Here is a 22,008-nt window from a genome sequence, read left to right as displayed (position 1 = left end):
TCGAAACGTCACGTGCCGCCCGTAGTGCCTCCGCAACGATACGGGGGACTTCATGACACACTTGTTCACGCGGCTTGCGATGACGGCGCTCGCCACGACCTGCTCTACCGCGGCACTCGCGCAAGCGACCACGCAGGCCGAACTCCAGGCCGCGACGCCCAACGACGAGATCGTCGTCACCGCGCAGAAGCGCGAACAGCGAATCGCCGACGTGCCGATCACCGTCACCGCGCTGACCGGCGCCCGGATGGCGTCGATCGGTGTTTCCGAGCTGGACGAGGTCGCCGCCTTCATCCCCGGTCTCCAGGTGCAGGAGCAGAGCGCGAACAACCCCGGCTTCGTGATCCGCGGCATTACCTCCGACAACGGATCGTCGCAGCAGGGCGCGCGCGTTACGCTCTATTACAACGGCATCGACATCAGCCGGTCGCGCGGCGCGTGGCAGGACCTGTACGACCTGGAGCGCATCGAGGTCGTGAAGGGCCCGCAGGCGACGCTGTTCGGCACCGCAGCCGCGGTCGGCGCGATCAGCCTGATCTCGAACAAGCCGCAGCCGGGCTTCTCGGGCGGGCTCGACGCATCCTATGGCAATTTCGACCGCACGCAGGTGTCGGGCTTCCTCAACGCGGGCAACGACATCCTGTCGGGCCGGATCGCCTTCGCCTACAAGTATCGCAAGGGCTATGTCCGCAACATCGCCGGCGACGCGAATGTGCCGAACCAGAACCAGGGTGGGGTTGATCAGGATGACCTGAATGGGCAGGATCAGCGTGGGGTTCGTGGTTCGCTCCGGTTCACGCCGAACGACAGCATCACCGCCGATCTCGTCCTGACCTATGACGGCCAGCGCAACCCCGGCACCGCGTTCAAGAGCCGCGCGCATGCCCCCACCGGCGGACAGACCGGAGACTATGGTTATGCCGAACTGTCGGGCTCGCCGTACAGCGCGGAGGTTCTCGGCGCGCGCAAGCTTGGCCTCGACCGCAACGTCTATGACGCGAACCTGACGATCACCGCCGACCTGTCGCCGGGGATCACCTTCACCACGGTCAACGGGTATCGCCGCTTCGACGCGCTGGAAATCTTCGACGCGGACGGTGGCCCCGCCGCGTATCTGGAGTTCGCCGAGGACGCGAAGGGCGACCAGTGGAGCCATGAGAGCCGGTTCGCGTTCGAGGGCCCGAAATACCGCGCGTCGGTCGGCTGGAACGCGTTCTTCGAGAACGGCTACCAGCGCGTGCCGTTCGCGACCGAGGAAGGCACGTATCTCGCCTGCTCGGTATCCTCGTCGTTCGCCGGGATCCGGTCCGCCCTGAACGCCCAGGGCATTCCGACCGGAACGGCGTGCGTCGCGGCCAACGGTACGGTGCCCGCAACCCGCGCGACTGCAGTCCTGACCAGCGGCCGCGCGACGTCGGTTCCCTATTCGTCGGAATTCACCAATTACGGCAACAACGACGCCTATTCGGTATTCGCCGACGCGACCTACATCCCTGTGCCGCAGCTCGAACTGACCGCCGGCGCGCGCATCCTGATCGAGGATCGCCAGTCGGGCTATTCGTCGATCCAGCCGAACTCGGTCATCCTGGCCGCGCTGGGCGTGAGGACCAGCCTGCTAGGAACGGCGAACACCAACGGCAACAAGTTCGTCGCCGAAGACAGCTTCACCGCGATCCTGCCGCGCTTCAATGCGCTGTTGAAGCTGACCGACGAGGTCAACCTGTATGCCACCGTCAGCAAGGGGCGCCGCTCGCCGGTCGTCCAGTTGTCGGCGCAGAACACCGCGTTCGGCGTTGGTCCGAACCTGTCGATCGTCGACCCCGAGAACGTCTGGAACTACGAGGGCGGCATCAAGGGGCGCGCCGGGCCCTTCAGCGGCGCGGCATCGGTGTTCTACCAGGTCTATGACAGTTTCCAGGTCACGACGCAGACGGTGCCCGCGGTCACGCTGAGCGCCGGGTCGGCGAAGAACGTCGGCGTCGAACTGGAAGGCAATCTGAAGCTCGCCCGGTATCTCTCGCTGTTCGGCACGTTTGCCTATATCGACAGCAAGATCTCCGATTCCGACGCGAACGGCAATTATGGCGGCAGCCGCTTCCGGCTCCAGCCGAAGTTCAGCGCGTCCGCCGGCGCGTTCCTGCGCGTGCCGGTGGGCGGCGCAACCGTCTACGCCACGCCGACCGTCACGTATAAGTCGAAGGTCTTCTTCGAGATCCCGAACACCGAGGCGATCAGCCAGCGCGGCTACACGCTGGTCAATCTTCGCGCGGGGCTCGAGTTTGCGCAAGGCAAGTACAGCGTCGGCGGCTTCGTCCGGAACGCGACCAACAAGCGCTATCTGATCGACGCGGGCAACACCGGCGGCAGCTTCGGCATCCCGACCTACATCGCCGGCGAGCCACGCTTCTACGGCGTCGAGCTGGGCGCGAAATTCTAACTCCACGCATCGCTATCGTACCGAGCAACCATCCCCGGGGGGACCAAGCATGACCATCGACACCATTTATACCGACGGCGACATCGACACCAATCCGACCGCCAATCCGCATCTGAACGAGCTGATCGACACGCGCTATTCGCGGCGCCAGACGTTGTTGGGCGGCATGTCGGCAACCGCCGCCGCGGTGTTCGGCGGGATGCTGCTGACCGGGTGCGACGATGACAATGACGGCAACGGCAGCAGCCCGGTCACCGTTACCGCGACCGCGGGCGGCAGTTCGTCCGCCGGGCGGGTCGCGACGCTGACCGGCGCGGCGATCGGCCAGGTCGACAGCGTGAGCTGGACGCAGACGGCGGGCCCGGCGGTGACATTGGCCGGCGCGACGACCGCGACCGCGACCTTCGTCGTGCCGGGGGCGACCGCGGGCACTGTACTGAGCTTCCAGTTCACCGCCGTCTCGGCGAGCGGATCGGTGAGCGCGACGACCAGCGTGACGGTGGGGGCGGCCTCGCTCGGGTTCACTGCGGTTGCGAAGAGCCTTGCGGACGTCGTTACGGTTCCAACCGGATATGCGGTGACGGTGCTGTACCGGCTCGGCGATCCGATCGCGGGCGGCGTCGCGGCCTATGCGAACGACGGCACCGACACGAATTTCTCGAAGCGTGCGGGCGATCATCATGACGGCATGAGCTATTTCGGGCTGTCGGCGACCGGCACGCCCGATGCCAACGGCAACACCCGCGGGCTGCTGGTGCTCAACCACGAGAATATCTCGCAGCCCTATCTGCATCCGAACGGTGCGACCAATCCCGGCGGCGTCCGTCCCGAGGCCGAGGCGCTGAAGGAGATGGAGTGCCACGGCGTGTCGGTGGTCGAGGTCAGCCGCTCCGCGAACTGGGCCTATGTTCCGGCCTCGTCGTTCAACCGGCGCATCACCCCGCTGACGCCGATGAGCTTTTCGGGGCCGGTGCGCGGCAATGACAGCCTCAAGACGCGCTATTCGCCGGACGCGACGGCCGGGCGGGGCACGATCAACAATTGTGCCAACGGTACAATGCCTTGGAACACGTACCTGACGAACGAAGAGAACTGGGTCGGCTATTTCCGCCGCGAGGTCGGCGATGGCGCGCGGCGTGCCGCGACCGGTGCTGCCGGCGTCAAGGCGAACACGTCGCTGGCGCGCTATGGCAAGGGCGAGAGCAACACCGGCGGCAATTACGGGTGGTCGACGGTCAGACCGGCCGACACGACCAGCACCGCCTATGCGCGCTGGAACATCACGGCGCAGGCCGGCGCGCCCGCCGATGGTACGGGCGATTTCCGCAACGAGATCTTCCAATATGGCTGGGTGGTCGAGATCGACCCGTTCGATCCGGCCTCGACGCCGCGCAAGCGGACCGCGCTGGGCCGCATGAACCACGAGGGCTGCGAGATCGGCCGGACGATCGCTGGCGTGAGGCCTGCGTTCTACATGGGGGACGATGCGCAGAACGAATATATCTACAAGTTCGTGTCGGCCACGCCTTGGTCGGCGGCGGATGCCACGGCCGCAAACCGGTTGGCGATTGGCGACAAGTATCTCGATACTGGAACGCTTTACGTCGCGAAGTTCGCGGCGGATGGAAGCGGTCAGTGGTTGCCGCTGGTGTTTGGTCAGGGGCCCCTCACCTCGGCCAATGCCGCCTATTCGTTTTCGAACCAGGCGGACGTGCTGATCAATACGCGACTGGCAGCGGATGCGCTGGGGGCTACGCGGATGGATCGACCGGAGTGGACCGCGGTGAACCCGGCGACCGGCGAGATGTATTGCACGCTCACCAACAACTCGTCGCGCACGGTGGCGACGGCGGACGCGGCAAACCCGCGCGCCTATGTCGATCCGAAGACCACCGGCGGGCAGACCACGGGTAACGCCAACGGGCACATCATCCGTCTGCGCGAGACGGGCGACACGTCCGAGGCGACGACGTTCGCGTGGGACATCTATGCGTTCGGCGCGGGTTCCGATCTGGACGCGACCAACATCAACCTGTCGGGCCTCGATGCGACCAACGACTTCTCGTCGCCGGACGGCCTGTGGTTCGGCCTGCCGAGCAATGCCTCGGGGACGATCGCGCCGGTGATGTGGATCGAGACCGACGACGGTGCGTATACCGACGTCACCAACTGCATGCTGCTCGCCTCGGTGCCGGGCAAGGTCAATGACGGCGGCACGCGGACGGTGACCAACACGGTCGGCGCGGCGACCGGATCGGTGACGACACGGATCGGCAAGGCGCCGGGCGCGACCCTGCGCCGCTTCCTGGTCGGGCCGAAGGAGTGCGAGATCACCGGCATCTATTCGACGCCGGACGGGCGGTCGCTGTTCGTGAACATCCAGCATCCGGGCGAAGGTGGCGGACCGACCAACATCACGAGCAGCTGGCCTGCGAACCAGGCGGGCACGGTGGCGACGCCGTCGCGGCCGCGGTCGTCGACGATCGTGATCACGAAGAACGATGGCGGTGTGGTGGGGCTTTAAGCTTCGGGTCCCTCGCGATCCTCCCCCGCAAGGGGGAGGTGGCACCGAAGGTGACGGAGGGGGAGGACACGGAACAGCGGTCGTCGCTTACCGCCCCCTCCGTCTGGCAAGTGCCAGCCACCTCCCCCTGGCGGGGGAGGATTAGCTTATCCACCGCCCCGGAGGAGGCCGGGGTCCAGTTGGGGGACGTCGCCGACTGAGTGCGGCGCTTCGTTACTGCCACCTCTCCAACTAGGCCCCGGCCTTCGCCGGGGTGGTGCAGTTTCGAGCGATTGGTGCAATTGCAGGGCGGCGGCGTCCCGTACTCCTAGGCCGACCCAGCCGGTATCCGTGCCAGCGCTTCCTGCTCGATCTTCTCCAGCTCGTCGCGCGTCTGGACGATCGCCTCGCGTTGCGCATCCAGCAGGTCGATCCGCTGGCGACAGCGTTCCGCCAGCGCGCGCATCTGCTCCACGTGCTGCGGGTCGGCATCGTAGAGGTCGAGGAACTCCTCGATGTCGCGCAGCGTGAAGCCGAGGCGCTTGCCGCGCAGGATTAACTGCATCCGCGCGACTTCGCGCCGGGTATAGACCCGTGTCGTGCCGATCCGGCAGGGCTCGATCAGCCCCTTGTCCTCGTAGAACCTTAACGTCCGCGCGCTCACGCCGAGCATGCGCGAGACCTCCTGTATGCCGGTCAGATCGTCCTGTCGGTCGTTCACGCGTTCACTCCCCTCGCCTCCGCCGCTGCGGCCTTTGCGGCCTCTTCTGCGACAAGTTCCTTTTTGGATAGCTTGCCGATCAGCGTCTTGGGGAGAGTGTCGCGGATTTCGACCTCGCGGGGAAGCTCGATCTTGCTGATCTTGTCGCGGAGAAAATCGCGCAGTTCAAGCGGGGTAGCGGCCGCACCTTCGGCCAGCACGACGAACGCCTTGGGGGCTTGGCCGCGGTATTTGTCGGGTACGCCGATGACCACCGCCTCCAGCACTGCGGGGTGTTCGTACAGCGCTTCCTCGATCACGCGCGGATACACGTTGTAGCCGCCGGCGAGGATCAGGTCCTTGATCCGGTCGACGATGAACAGATAGCCGTCTTCGTCGAGGTGCCCGACGTCGCCGGTGCGCAGTGCGCCATCCGCGAACAGCTCGGCGGTGGCGGCGGGCTTGTGCCAATAGCCCTGCGTGATCTGGGGGCCGCGGGCGCAGATCTCGCCATTTTCGCCGACCGGCAGCAGCCGCGTCGGGTCCTCGCGGTCGCGGATCTCGATCGTCGTGCCGGGGAACGGCAAGCCCGCCGAGCCCGGCTTGTTGAGCCCGCCGATCGGGTTGCAGGTGATGATCGGTGAGGCTTCGGACAGGCCGTAACCCTCGACGAGCTTGGCGCCGGTTGCCGTCTCGAACGCCACACGGACCTCGGCGGGGAGCGGTGCGCCGCCCGAGATGCACGCGTGGATCGAGGACAGGTCGATCTTCTGGGTTTCCGCGGCGGTGGTGATCGCGGCGTAGATCGTCGGTACCGCGGGGAAATAGCTCGGTTTGGTGCGATCGATCGTCTTGAGCAATTGCTGCAACTCGAAGCGCGGCAGCAGGATCATCTCCGCGCCGGTGCGGATCGAATAGGTCAGCACGGTGGTCAGCGCGAAGACGTGGAACAGCGGCAGCGCGCCGAGCACGCGGTCCTGGTGCGGTTGCTCGCCACCGACGAACGTCACCATCGCATCGGCGTTCGCGACGAGATTGGCGTGGCTGAGCATCGCCGCCTTGGGCTCGCCGGTGGTCCCGCCGGTATATTGCAGCACCGCGACTTCGGTCGGGGACACGGCGACCGGGACCGGCGCGCCCTTCGCCTTCAGCAGCGAGTCGAACGTGCAATGGCGCGCATCGCTCGGGGCGCGGCCGATCTCGGCGCGCTTGAAGAGGCGGTAGGCGATCGACTTCAGCGTCGGCAACGCGCCGGCGATCGGGCAGGTGATGACGTGCTTCACGCCCATCTGCCCGGCGACCTTGAGGACGCGCGCATGGATCTCGGCGATGTCGCAGGTGGCGATGATTGTCGCGCCCGAATCCTCGAGCAGATGCGCCAACTCGCGCTCGACATAGAGCGGGTTGACGTTGACGACGATCCCGCCGGCCTTGAGGATCGCGAAGAACAGGATAGGATAATAGGGCGTGTTCGGCAGGCAGAGCGCCACGCGCGTCCCCTTCACGACGCCCAGGTCCTGAAGCCCCTTCGCCGCCCGATCGACCGACTCGCCGAGCGCGGCATAGGTCAGCGTCCGGCCCATGAAATCGAGGACGTTGCGCGACCCGAACCGGCGGACCGACGTGTCGAGCATGTCGCCCAGCAGCCGTGGCTCGCCCTGCAACGGCACACCGATCGCTTTGCCCCCGGAAACATCCTGCATCTCGCTCTCCATAAGATGGTGTGCGTAAGCCATATTGTCGGCCGCTTCACCTTGACGTAAAGGTGAGGTATCGCACCTTAAGGGTAACCCGCAAGCGTTAACCGGGTCGACCGCAATATGAGAGGATCATCGTGACCAACGTCGTCATCGCCGGGTACGCCCGTTCGCCGTTCCACCTCGCCGGCAAGGGCGAGCTCGCCCGCGTCCGTCCGGACGATCTCGCCGCGCAGACGATTCGCGGGTTGCTCGGCAAGACCGGCGTCGATCCGGCCGAGATCGAGGACGTCATCCTCGGCTGCGCCTTCCCCGAGGGCGAGCAGGGCCTCAACGTCGCCAAGCTAATCGCGCAGATCGCCGACCTGCCGATCTCGGTCGGCGGCATGACGGTCAACCGGTTCTGTGGCTCGTCGATGAGCGCGATCCACATCGCGTTCGGCCAGATCGCGGTCGGTGCTGGCGAGGCGTTCATCTGCGCAGGGCTCGAATCGATGAGCCGCGTGCCGATGGGCGGCTACAACCCCCTCCCCAACCCCGCACTCGCGAAGAAGAGCGCCGGCGCGTACATGGGCATGGGCGAGACCGCCGAGAACGTCGCGCGGCAGTACCAGATCACGCGCGCCGAACAGGATGCGTTCGCGGTGAAGAGCCAGGACAAGGCCGCCGCGGCACGCGCCGATGGCCGCTTGTCCGACGAGATCGTGACGATCCAGACCAAGGCGGGCCCGGTCAGCCAGGACGGTACGATCCGCGCCGGCACGACGACTGAGGCGCTTGCCGGCCTGAAGCCTGCGTTCAGCGCGGACGGTTCGGTGACGGCGGGCACGTCCTCGCCGCTGACCGATGGTGCATCCGCGGTGCTGGTCACCTCGGAAGAGTTCGCCAAGAAGCACGGGCTGACGATCCTCGCGCGGATCAAATCGATCGGCGTGTCGGGTTGCGCGCCCGAGACGATGGGGCTTGGCCCGATCGGCGCGTCTAAGAAGGCGCTGGAGCGCGCCGGGATCACCGTCGCCGACCTCGACGTGGTCGAGATCAACGAGGCGTTCGCAAGCCAGGCGATCGCCTGCATCCGGGACCTCGGGCTGAAAGACGAAACGATCAACCTCGACGGCGGCGCGATCGCGATCGGCCATCCTCTCGGCGCGACCGGCGCGCGGATCGTCGGCAAGGCGGCCGCACTGCTGGCGCGCGAGGGTGGCCGTTATGCGCTCGCCACCCAGTGCATTGGCGGCGGTCAGGGCATCGCAACGGTGCTGGAGCGCGCATGATGGTCGACGCTGTGAAAAAGGTCTGCGTCATCGGCGCGGGCGTGATGGGTGCGGGTATCGCGGCGCAGGTCGCCAATGCCGGGATCCCGGTGCTGTTGCTCGACATCGTCCCCCGCGAAGGTGATGACCGCGACGCAGTGGCGAAGGGCGCGGTCGCGAAGATGCTCAAGACCGACCCTGCGCCGTTCATGTCGAAGCGCGCGGCCAAGCTGGTCGAGACGGGCAACATCGACGATCACCTCGACCGGGTCGCCGAGTGCGACTGGATCGTCGAGGCGATCGTCGAGCGGCTCGACATCAAGCAGGCGCTGTACGCCAAGCTAGAGGCGCTCAAGCGTCCCGGCACCGCGGTGTCGTCGAACACCTCGACGATCCCGCTCGGCAACCTCGTCGAGGGACGCTCGGACCAGTTCAAGGCCGACTTCCTGATCACGCACTTCTTCAACCCGCCGCGCTACATGCGGCTGGTCGAGATCGTCCGCGGGGAGCACACCGATGTCGCGGTCGCCGAGAAGGTCGAGGATTTCGTCGATCGCTTCATGGGCAAGCGGATCGTGCGCGCGAAGGACACGCCGGGGTTCATCGCCAACCGGATCGGCACCTATTGGCTGGCGATCGCGATCAACGCGGCGATGGACCAGGGGCTGACCGTGGAGGAGGCCGACCAGATCGGCGGGCGTCCGATGGGCGTGCCGAAGACCGGGATCTTCGGGCTTGTCGACCTTGTCGGCGTCGACCTAATGCCTTTGCTGTCGAAGAGCCTGTCGTCGACGCTGCCGGCTGGCGATCCGTATTTCGATACGGTGCGCGAACTGCCGCTCGTGGACAAGATGATCGCGGAAGGGTTCACCGGTCGCAAGGGCAAGGGCGGCTTCTACCGCTTCGACAAGGCGACGCGGAGCAAGCTGTCGCTCGATCTCGCGACTGGTGAGTATCGGCCTGAGGCCAAGCCCGCCGAACTCCCCGGCAAGACCGGCAAGGACCTCGCCGCGCTGATCGCGGAGCCGGGCAAGATCGGGACCTATGCGTGGACGATCCTCGGCAGCGTGCTGTCCTATGCGGCGATGCTCGTCGGCGAGGCAGCGGATGACGTCGTCGCGATCGATGACGCGATGAAGCTCGGCTACAATTGGAAATACGGGCCGTTCGAGCTGATCGACCGGATGGGACCGGGCGTGCTGGCCGCGCGCCTGGCCGACGAAGGTCGCGACGTTCCGACGATCCTGACGACCGCGGGCGATCGTCCGTTCTACCGCGTTGAAAATGGTCAGCGTCAGTATCTCACTGCGGACGGTGCGTATGCCGATGTGCCGCGTGCGGACGGCGTCGAACTGCTGGAGGACATCAAGCTCCGCTCGCAGCCGATCCTCCAGAACCTGTCGGCGTCGCTGTGGGATGTCGGTGACGGCGTTGCGGCGCTCGAATTCCACACCAAGATGAACGCGCTCGACGATCAGGTCGTGGCGCTCATCAACGAGGCGATCCCGGTCGTCCGCGAGCGTTTCAAGGCGCTGGTGGTGTATAACGAAGCGTCCAACTTCTCGGCGGGCGCGAACCTCGGCGCGGCGATGTTCGCGGTCGGGGCCGGCCTGTGGGACATGGTCGAGGCCAGCGTCGCGGGCGGGCAGCAGGCGTACAAGGCACTCAAATACGCGCCCTTCCCGGTCGTCAGCGCGCCGGCCGGGCTCGCGCTCGGCGGCGGGTGCGAGATCTTGCTCCACTCTGACGCGGTGCAGGCGCATGCCGAAACCTATGCGGGGCTCGTCGAGTGCGGCGTCGGCCTCGTCCCCGGTTGGGGCGGCAATGGCGAGATGCTCGACCGCTGGACCAAGTCGCGTACGCTGCCCAACGGGCCGATGCCGGTGCTGACCAAGGTGTTCCAGAGCATCTCGACCGCGGTCGTTGCCAAATCGGCGGCGGAGGCGAAGGAGATGATGATCCTGCGCAAGGACGACGGCATCACCATGAACCGCGACCGGTTGCTGGCGGACGCGAAGGCCAAGGCGCTGTCGCTGGTCGAGGGTTATGCGGCACCCGAGAAGCCGACCTTCCGGCTGGCGGGTGCGAGCGGCCGGACGGGCCTGAACATGGCCGTGGCGGACTTCCACAAGAAGGGCATGGCGACCGAGTACGACCTCGTCGTCGCGGATCGTCTTGCCGAAGTGCTGACCGGCGGCGAGGCCGATCTGGTCGACACCGTGACCGAGGACCAGTTGCTCGATCTGGAGCGCGCGGCGTTCATGGCGAGCGTCAAGGATCCGCGGACGCAGGCGCGGGTGGTGCACATGCTGCAGACGGGCAAGCCGCTGCGGAACTAAGGCACAGCACTCACGCCATTCACTCCGTCACCCCGGACTGGTTCCGGGGTCCACCGTTCCGCCAACTCGATGCCGTCGGGTGTGCGGAACGGTGGATGCCGGAACGAGCCCGGCATGACGGAGTCCTCGGGACGAAGTGGTTGAATGAACACTTTTTCACCCGCTGGAATCAGTAAGAAGGCTTGACTTGTCTTCGTACAATTCTAATCGGGACCGATAGCTGCCGTATACGGCAACAAGGTCGCGGTAACGTCGACGGCCTGACGAGAAATTCGGTGACCGTACGCATGCGGCACCCCCAACGACACTAGGAGAGGATAGAAGATGTCCCTGTTGATCGCCACCGCCCTGCTCGCCGGCGCCGCCGCCACGCCCGAGACCGTGATCGGTCGCTGGAAGACCGAGACGCACAACGCCATCGTCGAGATCGCCCGCTGCGGCCCGTCGATCTGCGGCAAGATCCTCACCTCCGACGCGTTGCGCGCGAACCCTTCGATGAAGGACGCCAACAACGCCAACACGGCGCTGCGCAATCGCCCGATCCAGGGCATGCAGATGCTGAGCGGGTTCAAGCCCGACAAGGACGGCGTCTGGAGCAGCGGCCAGGTCTACAACGCCGAGGACGGCAAGACCTATAGCGGCAAGATCACGCCCGTCGGCGCGAACCAGCTGAAGCTGCGCGGCTGCGTGTTCTTCCCGCTCTGCAAGACGCAGACGTGGACGCGCGTGCGCTGAGGCGCCGCGCTTCGTCTTCGATACCTCCCGCCTAAATCAGTATAGCTTTCAGGATCTTGTTCATGTCTCTGCGTACCAAAGCCCCGCTTCTCGCGGTTTCCGCGCTCGTGTCCGCCTTCGGGTTCGCCAGCACCGCCTATGCCGACGCCTTCTATCTCCAGGCGCAGTCCGCACGCGGCGCCGGCCGGGCATTCTCGGGCGAGGCCGCCGACACCGGTGCCGCATCCCTGTGGTGGAACCCTGCGGCGATCGCCGGCATCCGCGACGGCAGTGCGACGTTGAGCGCGACCGCGATCCTGCCAAAGGGCGATGTCGTCGACACCGGCACGCGAATCTGCCGCCCGGGCCAGGCCTGCACCGGCATCAGCGGCCAGTCGAACTCGCGCGATCCGGTCAACAAGGGCATCGTGCCGTCGGGTGCGGTCGCCTATCCGCTGACCGACCGGATCGCCGTAGGTATCGCGGTGACGTCGCCGTTCAGCTTCACGACCAATTACGATTCGGACAGCTGGGCACGCTATAGCGCGGACAAGACGCGGCTGCGGACGATCGATATCCAGCCGTCGATCGGCGTCGTCGTGACCGACTGGCTGCGCGTCGGTGGTGCGCTGAACGTCGAATATACCGACGCCAGCTTGAGCAACGCGCTGCCCAACCTGTCCGCGGCGCTGCCCGATGGACAGCAGGAACTGAAGGGCGACGGCTGGGACTTCGGCTGGACCGCGGGCGTACAGCTCCACAACGACTTCGCGACGGTCGGCATCAGCTACAAGTCGAGCATCCGGCACAACCTGAAGGGCGACCTGACGGTCAGCGGACTCGTCGGTCCGCTTGCTGGCTCGAACACCACGGTGTCCGGCGCCAAAGCCGCCTTCAACACGCCGGGCCAGGTGATCGTCGCCGGCCGGTTCCGCGGGACCGACAAGCTGACGCTGAACGCGCAGGTGGTGGCGTACAGCTGGAGCAAGTTCGACACGATCGATCTCGGCGCACCGCTGAACACCGCGATCCCCGAGAACTACATGGACAGCTGGAGCCTGGCGGGTGGCCTCGACTATGACGTCACGCCGAAGCTGACCGTGCGGGCGGGCGTGCAGCGGACCAAGTCGCCGACGCAGGACACGCAGCGCGACGCACGCGTTCCCGACGCCGATCGCTGGACCTACGCGGCTGGTGGCTCGTATCAATTGTCGCCGCGCATCGCGCTCGACGCCGCCGCGCAATATGTCGACTTCGAGAATACGACGATCGACCGTGCGACGGCAGCGTATGTCGGTACGGCCGCGCAGACCAATATCATCACCTCCGGTGCGCTGCGCAATGCGTCGGCGGTGGTGCTGTCGCTCGGCGGGCGGGTGAGCTTCTAACTAATAATCCTCCCCCGCCAGGGGGAGGTGGCTGGCGCTTGCCAGACGGAGGGGGAGGAACGCGCCAACGTCGGTTGCGCGTTCCTCCCCCTCCGTCACCTTCGGTGCCACCTCCCCCTGGCGGGGGAGGATTCTATACTTCGACCAACCTCAGGCCTTCGGCATAGACGCGCTGCTTGGCCGCGTAGGCCGCCGCAGACATCTTCAGGCCGGCGATCGCCTCCGGCGACAACGCCCGCACGGCCTTGGCCGGCGAACCGACGATCAGGCTGCCCGCCGGAAACACCTTTCCCTCGGTCACCAACGCATTCGCGCCGATCAGGCAATTCTCACCGATCACAGCATTGTTGAGGATAGTCGCGCCCATCCCGACCAGCACGTTGCTGCCGATCGTGCAGCCGTGCAGGATCGCGTGATGGCCCACCGTGCAGCCCTCGCCGATCGTCAACGGCGCGCCGGGATCGGAATGCAGCATCGCGCCCTCCTGGATGTTCGTCCGCGCGCCGACGAGGATCGGCGTGTTGTCGGCGCGGATGACGGCCCCGAACCAGACGCTGGCCCCCTCCCCCAGCCGCGCGTCGCCGATCACGTCGGCGGACGGCGCGACCCAGACGTCGTCCGCCAAAGTCGGGCGTTTTCCTTCGATCGCATAGAGGGGCATCAGGCGGCGTCCTTTTCCTTCACGCGCTCCCGATACGCGTGGAGCAGCGGCTCGGTATAGCCGCTCGGCTGCGTCAGGCCATCGAACACGAGCGCTCGGGCGGCCTGGAACGCGAGGCTCTCGTCCTCATGTCCGGCCATCGGCCGGTACAGCGGATCGCCTGCGTTCTGGGCATCGACCTTGGCCGCCATCCGCCGCAGTGCCGCGTCCGCCTCGTCAGGCGTGGCGATGCCGTGGAGCAGCCAGTTCGCCATGTGCTGCGAACTGATCCGCAGCGTCGCGCGGTCCTCCATCAGGCCGATGTCGTGGATATCGGGCACCTTCGAACAGCCGACCCCCTGGTCCACCCAGCGCACGACATAGCCGAGGATGCCCTGTGCGTTGTTCTCCAGTTCCTCGCGCACCTCGTCGGGCCGCCAGTTGTGCCCGGTCGCGACGGGGATCGTCAGCAGCGCATCGAGCGAGGCGACGGGCTCGGCCTTGCGCTCCGCCTGCCGCGCGAACACGTCGACGCGGTGGTAATGCGTGGCGTGGAGCGTCGCGGCGGTCGGCGACGGCACCCACGCGGTGTTCGCGCCGGTCATCGGATGCGCGATCTTCTGGTCGAGCATGTCCGCCATCCGGTCGGGCGCGGCCCACATGCCCTTGCCGATCTGCGCCTTGCCGTTGAGCCCGCAGGCGAGCCCGATCTGGACGTTGCGATCCTCATACGCCTTGATCCATGACGAGGCCTTCATCTCGCCCTTGCGAATCATCGGCCCGGCGCGCATCGACGTGTGCATCTCGTCACCGGTCCGATCGAGGAAGCCGGTGTTGATGAATACGACCCGGTCCTTCACCGCGGCGATGCAGGCGGCGAGATTGGCGGACGTGCGCCGCTCCTCGTCCATCACGCCGACCTTGATCGTGTGGCGGGCGAGCCCGAGCAGGTCTTCGATCGCGTCGAACAGGCGGTTGGTGAACGCGGCTTCGTCGGGGCCGTGCATCTTCGGCTTGACGATGTAGATCGAGCCGGCGCGGCTGTTGCGGATCGGGCCGGTGCCGTTCAGGTCGTGCAGCGCGATCAGCGACGTGACGATGCCGTCGAGGATACCCTCGGGCGCCTCTTTGCCGTTAGCGAGCAGGATCGCGGGCGTCGTCATCAGGTGGCCGACGTTGCGCACGAACATCAGGCTGCGGCCGGGCAGCGTGAACGCGCTGCCATCGGGGGCGGTATACTGCCGGTCCGGTTCGAGCGCGCGCGTGATGGTGCGGCCGCCCTTGTCGAAGCTGGCGGTCAGGTCGCCCTTCATCAGCCCGAGCCAGTTGGCGTAGGCCGCAACCTTGTCCTCGGCATCGACCGCGGCGATCGAATCCTCGAGATCGGCGATCGTGCTGAGCGCGGATTCGAGCACCACGTCGGCGAGGTTTGCAGGATCGTCGCGCCCGATCGGATGCTGAGAATCTATCACCAGTTCGATGTGCAGGCCATTGTGACGTAACAGGATATTGTCGCCAGCATACCCGACAAGCTGGCTCGGATCGGCAAGCTCGGGCGTCCCGCCGGTCCAGTCGGTCCACGATCCGCTGGCCAATGGCACGGCGTGGTCGAGGAAGGACTTGGCCCAAGCGATCACCTGCGCGCCTCGGGCGGCGTCATACCCCTTGCCGGACGCAGCGCCCGGGATCGCATCGGTGCCGTAGAGCGCATCGTACAAGCTCCCCCAGCGCGCATTGGCCGCGTTCAGCAGGAAGCGGGCGTTGAGGATCGGCACCACCAACTGCGCACCGGCGAGCGACGCGACCTCCGCATCGACGTTGGTTGGGGCGACCGCGAACGGCGCAGGCTCGTCGACCAGATAGCCGATCTCGCGCAGGAACGCCTGATACTCGGGCTGGTCGATCGGCTTGCCGGCGCGGGCTTCGTGCCAGGCATCGATCTTTGCCTGGAGGTCGTCACGGACCGCTAGCAGCGCGACGTTCTCCGGTGCGAACCTCGCATAGATGTCGGACACGCCCTGCCAGAACGCCGTGGCTTCAAGACCCGTGCCCGGCAGCGCCTGCGCCTCGATGAAGTCCACCAGCGATGCGGCGATCTTCAGACCTGCCCGATACTGATAGGTGTCGATCATCTCGGCCATGCTGCTCTCCTATGCTCTGCCAGCACGATAGACGTCCGCCACCTTCGCCACTAGACACTATAAACCGAAAGCTGTTGATCGCCTGGAGAACGAATGGATCCCGACATCGTCCTCTTCGCCGAAGTCGTTCGCACCACCAGTCTCAGCGCGGCGGGGCGGTCGATGGGCATATCGCCTGCGATGGTGTCGAAGCGGATCGCGCGGCTCGAAGCACGGCTCGGCGTGCGGTTGCTCAACCGCACCACGCGCCGGCTTGAACTCACTGCACGCGGCGCGGCGTATCACCGCGACATGGTGGAGATCCTCGCCGCGATCCGCGATGCCGAGGCGCGCGTATCGGACCGTGCCGACACGCCGTCGGGGCCGCTCCGGGTCAGCGCGCCGACCTCGTTCGGGCGTCTCCACATCGCGCCGCATTTGAAGCCGTTCCTCGACGCACACCCGGCGATCGAGCTCGACCTCGATCTGTCGGACGGCTTCTCGGACGTCATCGGCGACCGGCTCGACCTCGCCATCCGGATCGCGCCTGCCGTGCCGCCGAGCCTGACCGGCTATCGCCTCGCCGACAGCCGACGCGTGCTCTGCGCTGCGCCAAGCTACATTGCGCCGAACGATGCGGCCGACCTGACGAAGCACCGCCTGCTCGCGGCGAGGGGCCAGATGCCGTGGCGGCTCGCTGGGCCGGACGGCGACGTCACGATCGACCGCCCGAGCTACGTCGCGACCAACTCCAGCGAGGTCGTCCGCGAGCTCACGCTGGCCGGCGTCGGCATCGCACTGCGTTCGTTATGGGACGTCAGCGCGGATCTTGCGAGCGGGCGGCTCGTACGGGTCCTGCCGGAGCTGGCGGGGTCTGCGGACGTCGGTATCTACGCGGTGCATGCGCGTGGGCCGGTGTCGTCGGGCACCAGCGCGCTGCTCGATTACCTGCGCGGCCTCTGGTCGCCAACGCCGCCATGGGACTCCTGAACGAGGTCGATCGTTACCGCGTCGATCCGCCGCAGCATCGCCACGAACTGCTCGACTTCCTTGGCCGAGAACCCGGCGAAGATCCGACGCTCCAGATCGAGCGCTTTCGGCGCTACCGACGCATAGAGCGTGTGCCCGTCTTCGGTCAGCTTCAACAGATGCGAGCGACGGTCCTCCGGGTTCGCATGCCGCTGCATAAGCCCGCGCTCGACCAGCGCGATCGCCGCGCGGCTGACGGTGACCTTGTCCATGCGCGTCTGCTGGCCGATCTGTTGCTGCGTGATCCCGCCTGCTTCTGCCACCACGGTCACCAGCCGCCACTCGGGGATCGTCAGCCCGAACAGCGCCTCATACGTGTCCGCCACCGCCTCGCTGACGAGGTTCGAGGTGATCGACAGGCGATACGGGATGAAATCGTCCAGGACGAGCGCGCGGTGAGGCATGATGAAATCGTAACGATTGACACCAGTTGTTCAAGACGCCAGATTGGTAACAACAGATACCAATTGAGGATCGAGTCATGGACCACATGGACGTAAACCCGATGGGGCTCGATGGGTTCGAGTTCGCCGAGTTCACCTCGCCCGATCCCGACCGGATGGCAGCGCAGTTCGAGCAGTTCGGCTTCGTCGCCGCCTCGACCCATCCGACCAAGGCCGTCACGCGCTACAAGCAGGGCCGGATCAACCTGTTGCTTAACCGCGAGGAAAGCGGCCATGCGGCAGAGTTTCGCGCGGCGCACGGTCCCTCGGCGAGCGGCATGGCGTTCCGTGTTCATGACGCAAAGGAAGCGTTCGACGCCGCGCTTGCACGCGGCGCCAAGGCGGCGGATGCGAGTTCGGGTGCGCTTGGCGAGGGCAGCTATGTGCTCGAAGGGATCGGCGGTTCGCTGCTGTATCTCGTCGACAAGCATGGCGCGGCCGGCAGCCTGTACGACGACTGGAACCAGGTTCCGGGCGCGGCCGAAGCCGAGGCCAAGAACAATGTCGGTCTCGATCTGCTCGATCACCTCACGCACAATGTGAAGCGTGGCCAGATGCGAACCTGGGCCGAGTTCTACGGCCAGATCTTCGGCTTTGAGGAGCAGAAGTATTTCGACATCAAGGGCAAGGCTACGGGTCTGTTCAGCCAGGCGATGATCGCCCCCGACCGCGCGATCCGTATCCCGCTGAACGAAAGCCAGGACGACAAGAGCCAGATCGAGGAATTCATCAAGGATTACAATGGCGAGGGCATCCAGCATCTCGCGCTGACCACCGACGATATCTTCGAGACGGTCGAGAAGCTGCGTGCGCGCGGCGTCAAGCTGCAGGATACGATCGAAACCTATTACGAGCTGGTCGACAAGCGCGTGCCGAACCACGGCCACGACCTCGAACGCCTGCGCCGCAACCGGATCCTGATCGACGGGAATGTCGGTGAGGAGGGGTTGCTGCTCCAGATTTTCACCGAGAACATGTTCGGGCCGATCTTCTTCGAGATCATCCAGCGCAAGGGGAATGAAGGCTTCGGCAACGGTAACTTCCAGGCGTTGTATGAGAGCATCGAGCTCGACCAGATCAGGCGTGGCGTTATTACCGTCGACGCTTGAGCTTCGAACCCTCTCCCATGGGGAGAGGGAAAGGCGCGTCAGCGCCGAGGGTGAGGGCACGCGCGACACCAGCACGTGCCCTCACCCTTCCGCCGCGCAAGTGCGCGTCTCCCTCCCTCTCCCCCGAGGGGAGAGGGGTAAGAGTTTGAACGGCCGGCGGTTCGGGCGTTGATCGGAACAGGTGACGGAGAGGAAGCCATGACAATCCACCAGCCGACCAATGCCGCAGGCGAGACCGCCGGCCAGAGCGAGCCACACGCGGCGTATCAGCCCGGCTTCGGCAACCACGTATCGACCGAGGCGATCCCCGGCGCGCTGCCGATCGGGCGCAATTCGCCGCAGCGTCCGGCGTTTGGCCTCTATACCGAGCAGCTCTCCGGCACCGCGTTCACCGCGCCGCGTCACGAGAACCGCCGCAGCTGGCTCTACCGGATGCGGCCGACCGCGGAGCACCCGCCGTTCGAGCGCTACCTCGGCGCCGAGCGGTTCGCGCCCGGCACGACCGACGCACCACTCGCGCCCAACCGCCTGCGCTGGGATCCGATCGCGGCCCCGGCCCCGAATACCGACCTGATCGACGGCATGACGACGATGCTCGCCAATTGTGATCCGGCCGATCTCGAAGGCGTCGCGCTGCACGTCTACGCCGCCAACACCGACATGCGCGCGCGCGTCTTCATGGATGCGGACGGCGAACTGCTGTTCATCCCCCAGACCGGGCGGCTCCGACTGCTGACCGAACTCGGCCGGATCGACATCGCGCCCGGCCAGATCGCGCTGGTCCCGCGCGGCGTCCGGTTCCGCGCCGAGCTTCCCGATGGCGAAGCGCGCGGCTATGTCGCGGAGAACCACGGTGCGCTGTTCCGGCTGCCCGATCTCGGCCCGATCGGCGCCAACGGCCTCGCCAACCCCCGTGATTTCGAGACGCCGGTCGCTTGGTTCGAGGACCGCGACGAACCGGTCGAGGTCGTCCAGAAGTTCATGGGATCGCTGTGGACCACGACGCTCGATCACTCGCCGCTCGACGTCGTCGCATGGCACGGCAACCTTGCACCGTGGCGCTACGACCTGTCGCGGTTCAACACGATCAACACGGTCAGCTTCGACCATCCCGATCCGTCGATCTTCACGCTGCTGACCTCGCCCAGCGACGTGCCCGGTCGCGCGAACGCCGATTTCGTGATCTTCCCGCCGCGCTGGATGGTCGCCGAGGGGACGTTCCGCCCACCGTGGTTCCACCGCAACGTCATGTCGGAGGCGATGGGGCTGATCACCGGCGCCTATGATGCAAAGGCGGAAGGGTTCGCGCCGGGCGGCATCTCGCTGCATAACCTGATGTCGGGTCACGGGCCGGATCTGGCGAGCTGGCAGGGCGCGAGTGCGGCCGAGCTGAAGCCGCACAAGATCGACGGCACGATGGCGTTCATGCTGGAGAGCTGCTGGCCGTACGCGCCGACGGCCTATGCGCTCGAGCATTCGCAGCTCGATTACGACGCGGTATGGTCGGATTTCCCGAAGGCGGTCCTCCCGAGGTGAGCCTGACGCTGCACGGCTATTGGCGCTCGACCACCGCCTACCGCGTCCGCATCGCGCTGGCCGTGAAGGGCGTCGCTTACGAACAGGTCACGCACGATCTCCGCACCGGGGCGCAGCGCGAGGCGGAGTATCGTGCGCTCAATCCGCAAGGCTTGGTGCCCGCATTGGAAACCGATGACTCCGTCCTGACGCAGAGCCCCGCGATCCTCGAATGGATCGACGAGACCTATCCCGATCCCCCGCTGCTTCCCGCGGACGCGAACGGCCGGGCGACCGTCCGCGCGATGGCGGCGACGATCGCGTGCGATATCCATCCGGTGAATAATCTTCGTATCCTGAACGCCTTGCGCACCGAGTTCGGGGCCAACGAGGCGGCGGTGAACCGTTGGATCGCGCGGTGGATCGGGGATGGGTTCGCTGCGCTGGAGACGCTGATCGCGCACCACGGCGGCGGCTTTGCGTTTGGCACGACGCCGACGATCGCCGACTGCCATCTCGTACCGCAGGTCTACTCGGCCGAGCGGTTTGCGGTCGATCTCTCGCCGTATCCGCACCTCAAGAGCGCCGCCGACAAGGCCCGCGCCCTCCCCGCATTCGCGGCCGCGCATCCGGACCGGCAACCAGATGCCGATCGCGCATGAGCGACGGGGAACGGCTGACCGCGACGCCCGGCGGCATCAAACTCGGGCCACTCGATGCGATCGTGGACGGCAAGGCGCGGAATTTCGTGCTCCAGATGCGTGCCGGTCGTTTTCACGGCTTCGTCGTGCGCAGGGAGGACGCAGTGTTCGGTTATGTCGATCGCTGCCCGCATATGGGCCTGCCGCTCGCGCAGGTCCTCGATGACTATCTCACGCCGCGTGGCGACCTGATCGCGTGCAGCTGGCACTCCGCGCTGTTCGAGATCGAGAGTGGCGCGTGTGTCGGCGGACCATGCGGCGGCGCGCGGCTGACGCCTTGGCCGGTCGCGGTGGTTGACGGGATGATCGTCACCGCAGGCTGACGCGGGGGACGCATTGAGTTAAGGGACGGCATCTCCTCCTCTGCACGATAGACCGATGACCGAAATCCTCCCCATCCGCGTGGCGGCGCTGTACCGCTTCACGCCGTTCGCCGACATCGCCGCGATCCAGCCGCCGCTCGCGCACGTCTGCTGCTCGAACGGGGTGAAAGGCACGTTGCTGCTCGCTGCCGAGGGGATCAACGGGACGATCGCCGGGTCCGAAGCGGGCATCGACGCGGTGCTCGCGCATATCCGCGCCCTGCCGGGATGCGCCGACCTTGACGTCAAGGAATCGCGCGCCGCGACAATGCCGTTCCACCGGATGAAGGTGCGGCTGAAGCGCGAGATCGTGACGATGGGCGAGCCTGCGATCGATCCGCTGGAAGGCGTCGGGCATTATGTCGAGCCCGAGGACTGGAACGCGCTGATCGCCGAGCCGGGGACGATCGTGATCGACACGCGCAACGATTACGAGGTCGCGGTCGGGACTTTCGCCGGCGCGGTCGATCCGCAGACGCGGACATTTCGCGACTTTCCGGCGTGGTTTCGCGAACATCGCGACGAACTGGTCGGGGATGGCCCGCCGCCGAAGATCGCGATGTTCTGTACCGGGGGGATACGGTGCGAGAAGTCGACCGCGTTTCTGAAGGCGGAGGGGCTGGACGAGGTGTATCACCTCAAGGGCGGCATCCTGAAGTATCTGGAGACGGTGCCCTCGGCGGAAAGCCTGTGGGAGGGGGAGTGTTTCGTGTTCGATCAGCGGGTTGCGGTCGGACATGGGCTTGCCTTGGGAAGTCATGTTCTGTGTCATGCTTGCCGGATGCCGGTGAGTGTGGCGGATCGGTCCTCGCCGCTGTATGTCGAGGGGGTGAGTTGCCCGGCGTGTCATGATGCGCGCGACGAGGCGCAGCGGGCTGGGTATGCGGAGCGTGAGCGGCAGGTGCGGCTGGCCGAGGCTCGGGGCGAGGCGCATGTCGGGGCGGTGTTGCCGAAGACGCATGGGGCGGACGAGTAACCGGCCTAAAGTCCACCCTGGCGAAGGCGGGGGCCCAAGTGGGAGTTCGCAGTAACGAAGGACGGCGCTTCGTTATTGCCGT

At 66.3% G+C, this 22,008-nt stretch carries 17 protein-coding genes; 12 read left to right on the top strand and 5 right to left on the bottom strand.

Annotated elements, in window-relative coordinates; all coding sequences use genetic code 11:
• The first annotated feature begins 52 nt into the window (after positions 1 to 52).
• Entirely contained in the window at positions 53 to 2,437 is a 2,385-nt protein-coding gene (locus NLI89_RS02195) for a TonB-dependent receptor (RefSeq protein WP_254685512.1), read from the top strand.
• A 49-nt stretch (positions 2,438 to 2,486) separates the two neighbouring features.
• Positions 2,487 to 4,961, top strand: coding sequence for a PhoX family protein (locus NLI89_RS02190; RefSeq protein WP_254685511.1), 2,475 nt, complete (start codon positions 2,487 to 2,489; stop codon positions 4,959 to 4,961).
• Between the two features lie 307 nt (positions 4,962 to 5,268).
• Here the strand turns inward: NLI89_RS02190 and NLI89_RS02185 are convergent, their stop codons facing one another.
• Entirely contained in the window at positions 5,269 to 5,661 is a 393-nt protein-coding gene (locus tag NLI89_RS02185) for a MerR family transcriptional regulator (protein WP_254685510.1), read from the bottom strand.
• Positions 5,658 to 7,343, bottom strand: a complete 1,686-nt coding sequence (locus NLI89_RS02180; RefSeq protein ID WP_254685509.1) for a long-chain-fatty-acid--CoA ligase — start codon at positions 7,341 to 7,343, stop codon at positions 5,658 to 5,660. Before NLI89_RS02180 ends, NLI89_RS02185 begins: the two co-directional genes overlap by 4 nt.
• 131 nt (positions 7,344 to 7,474) lie before the next feature.
• Between NLI89_RS02180 and NLI89_RS02175 the strand changes: the two genes are divergently transcribed.
• From NLI89_RS02175 to NLI89_RS02160, 4 genes are all read left to right on the top strand, one after another.
• A complete protein-coding gene (locus tag NLI89_RS02175) occupies positions 7,475 to 8,611 on the top strand; it encodes a thiolase family protein (protein ID WP_254685508.1) in 1,137 nt (378 codons plus the stop codon).
• The gene (locus NLI89_RS02170; RefSeq protein ID WP_254685622.1) at positions 8,611 to 10,929 is read left to right on the top strand and encodes a 3-hydroxyacyl-CoA dehydrogenase/enoyl-CoA hydratase family protein; all 2,319 of its coding nucleotides are present in this window, start codon (positions 8,611 to 8,613) and stop codon (positions 10,927 to 10,929) included. The genes NLI89_RS02175 and NLI89_RS02170 overlap by 1 nt, the downstream gene beginning before the upstream one ends.
• A gap of 324 nt (positions 10,930 to 11,253) precedes the next feature.
• The gene (locus NLI89_RS02165; RefSeq protein ID WP_254685507.1) at positions 11,254 to 11,664 is read left to right on the top strand and encodes a DUF2147 domain-containing protein; all 411 of its coding nucleotides are present in this window, start codon (positions 11,254 to 11,256) and stop codon (positions 11,662 to 11,664) included.
• A 62-nt stretch (positions 11,665 to 11,726) separates the two neighbouring features.
• Positions 11,727 to 13,031, top strand: coding sequence for an OmpP1/FadL family transporter (locus NLI89_RS02160; RefSeq protein WP_254685506.1), 1,305 nt, complete (start codon positions 11,727 to 11,729; stop codon positions 13,029 to 13,031).
• A 133-nt stretch (positions 13,032 to 13,164) separates the two neighbouring features.
• On the opposite strand, the gene NLI89_RS02155 is transcribed toward NLI89_RS02160, so the two are convergent.
• Together NLI89_RS02155 and NLI89_RS02150 are read right to left on the bottom strand one after the other, a co-directional pair.
• On the bottom strand, positions 13,165 to 13,692 hold the full coding sequence (locus tag NLI89_RS02155) for a gamma carbonic anhydrase family protein (RefSeq protein ID WP_254685505.1): 528 nt from the start codon (positions 13,690 to 13,692) through the stop codon (positions 13,165 to 13,167).
• Entirely contained in the window at positions 13,692 to 15,812 is a 2,121-nt protein-coding gene (locus tag NLI89_RS02150; protein WP_254685504.1) for a malate synthase G, read from the bottom strand. The genes NLI89_RS02155 and NLI89_RS02150 overlap by 1 nt, the downstream gene beginning before the upstream one ends.
• Before the next feature lie 93 nt (positions 15,813 to 15,905).
• On the opposite strand from NLI89_RS02150, the gene NLI89_RS02145 reads away from it, so the two are divergent.
• Entirely contained in the window at positions 15,906 to 16,781 is an 876-nt protein-coding gene (locus NLI89_RS02145) for a LysR family transcriptional regulator (protein ID WP_254685503.1), read from the top strand.
• Here the strand turns inward: NLI89_RS02145 and NLI89_RS02140 are convergent.
• Positions 16,736 to 17,224 carry a MarR family winged helix-turn-helix transcriptional regulator gene (locus NLI89_RS02140; protein ID WP_254685502.1) on the bottom strand — a complete coding sequence of 163 codons (489 nt, stop codon included), beginning with the start codon at positions 17,222 to 17,224 and terminating at the stop codon, positions 16,736 to 16,738. The genes NLI89_RS02145 and NLI89_RS02140 overlap by 46 nt on opposite strands.
• Before the next feature lie 77 nt (positions 17,225 to 17,301).
• On the opposite strand from NLI89_RS02140, the gene hppD reads away from it, so the two are divergent.
• From hppD to trhO, 5 genes are all read left to right on the top strand, one after another.
• A complete protein-coding gene (gene hppD / locus NLI89_RS02135; RefSeq protein ID WP_254685501.1) occupies positions 17,302 to 18,372 on the top strand; it encodes a 4-hydroxyphenylpyruvate dioxygenase in 1,071 nt (356 codons plus the stop codon).
• Between the two features lie 198 nt (positions 18,373 to 18,570).
• Positions 18,571 to 19,908, top strand: a complete 1,338-nt coding sequence (gene hmgA / locus NLI89_RS02130; RefSeq protein ID WP_254685500.1) for a homogentisate 1,2-dioxygenase — start codon at positions 18,571 to 18,573, stop codon at positions 19,906 to 19,908.
• The gene (gene maiA, locus NLI89_RS02125; RefSeq protein WP_254685499.1) at positions 19,872 to 20,549 is read left to right on the top strand and encodes a maleylacetoacetate isomerase; all 678 of its coding nucleotides are present in this window, start codon (positions 19,872 to 19,874) and stop codon (positions 20,547 to 20,549) included. Before hmgA ends, maiA begins: the two co-directional genes overlap by 37 nt.
• Positions 20,546 to 20,911 carry a Rieske (2Fe-2S) protein gene (locus NLI89_RS02120; protein ID WP_254685498.1) on the top strand — a complete coding sequence of 122 codons (366 nt, stop codon included), beginning with the start codon at positions 20,546 to 20,548 and terminating at the stop codon, positions 20,909 to 20,911. Before maiA ends, NLI89_RS02120 begins: the two co-directional genes overlap by 4 nt.
• 55 nt (positions 20,912 to 20,966) lie before the next feature.
• A complete protein-coding gene (trhO, locus tag NLI89_RS02115; RefSeq protein WP_254685497.1) occupies positions 20,967 to 21,926 on the top strand; it encodes an oxygen-dependent tRNA uridine(34) hydroxylase TrhO in 960 nt (319 codons plus the stop codon).
• Positions 21,927 to 22,008: the final 82 nt, after the last annotated feature.

This window comes from Sphingomonas faeni (assembly GCF_024273235.1).
Taxonomy (GTDB): domain Bacteria; phylum Pseudomonadota; class Alphaproteobacteria; order Sphingomonadales; family Sphingomonadaceae; genus Sphingomonas; species Sphingomonas faeni_A.
Note: the sequence above shows the minus strand (reverse complement) of the source record. Positions and strands in the feature narration are given on the sequence as shown.